Below are 722 nucleotides of genomic sequence, written 5' to 3' on the forward strand. Positions count from 1 at the left end.
GCGACCTGCTGCTGGCCGCGCTCCCCCGTCCCCGGTACGCCCAGGGCTTCGAGCCCGGCTGCTCGGTGGGCGGCAACACGGTGGCGCTGGCCGCGCGCTGCGACCGGCTCATCGCATCCGATGCCAGCGCGGCGGCGCTGGAGCGCGCCGCCGCCACGCTGAGCGGCGCCGGCCATGTGGCGCTGCGGCACTGGCGCTTTCCGCAGCACTGGCCCGAGGCTCCCAGTGACCTCATCGTGGTGGCGGAACTGGCCTATTACCTGCCGCCGGCCGACTTCGCCCATTTCCTCGCGCAGGTGCCCGGGCATCTGCAGCGCGGCGGCCACCTGGCGATGTGCCACTGGCGCGCGCCGGTGGCCGATGCGCCGGCCCATGGCGACGGCGTCCACGCGCAGGCGCGGGACACCCTGGCGCTCGACCACGTGGGCGGCTGGTGCGACGAAGACATGCGCATCGACGTGTGGCAGAACGGGAGTGGTACCTCGGTGGCGGAGGCGGGCGGCGCGCAGGAGCGGCTGGCCCGTGCGGCGGAGGGCGCCCCATGATCGGCGTGTGCATTCCGGCGCACGACGAAGCCGCCCTCATCGGCGCCTGCCTGGATTCGGTGTGCGCGGCGGCCGCGCAGGTGCAGGAACCCGTGCGCATCGTGGTCGTGGCCGATGCCTGCCGGGACGCCACGGCGGCCTGGCGCGCACGTGGGGCTGCGACGTGGTGGAGAGTCG

General features: G+C 75.1%; 2 protein-coding genes. Both read left to right on the plus strand.

From position 1 onward, the window contains the following. Positions 1–545: methyltransferase domain-containing protein (locus AC27IQ_RS26310; protein ID WP_487091411.1), on the plus strand; the 545-nt coding region annotated here is incomplete at its 5' end. Then, the coding region (locus AC27IQ_RS26315; RefSeq protein WP_487091413.1) for a glycosyltransferase at positions 542–722 on the plus strand (181 nt) is incomplete at its 3' end. The genes AC27IQ_RS26310 and AC27IQ_RS26315, both read left to right, overlap by 4 nt.

Source organism: Acidovorax sp. KPB24-07, assembly GCF_057543315.1.